The organism is Elizabethkingia argenteiflava (genome assembly GCF_009904105.1).
Lineage (GTDB): Bacteria > Bacteroidota > Bacteroidia > Flavobacteriales > Weeksellaceae > Elizabethkingia > Elizabethkingia argenteiflava.
In genome coordinates, this window is the sequence record NZ_JAAABJ010000576.1 from 1 (window position 1) to 356 (window position 356).

General features: G+C 31.2%; 1 protein-coding gene. It reads left to right on the forward strand.

Annotation, left to right across the window (positions count from 1 at the left end; all coding sequences use genetic code 11):
- On the forward strand, nucleotides 1-307 hold a 307-nt coding region (locus GNY06_RS15750; protein WP_212995105.1), incomplete at its 5' end, for a hypothetical protein.
- Between the last annotated feature and the right edge of the window lie 49 nt (nucleotides 308-356).

Genomic DNA, 356 nt, shown 5'->3' on the forward strand with positions numbered 1-356 from the left:
AGCTGTTCAAAATGGCTCTAATCATGGAATAGACCTTGTAGGTATGCGTAAAGATGGGAAATTTGATTTCTTTGAAGTTAAAACAAATACTACAGGAAAGGTTAGTCCACTATCTGTAAGACAAGTAAATTCTTTTAAATTTATTCGAGACATTTTAGGTAAGCGGAAAGCAGAACAAGGAGGTTGGGGAATATCTTTTGATGAAGTAAAAAAAATGCGAAACCCTAAGAATTGGGGAGATACCAGAATTATAGATATTTTTATTAAGAACGGAAAATTAGATAAAGTTTTGACATCACAATGGTAGAGAATATTAAGATAAAGTGTATAAAAAGAGTATTGACTGAAGAACAAAA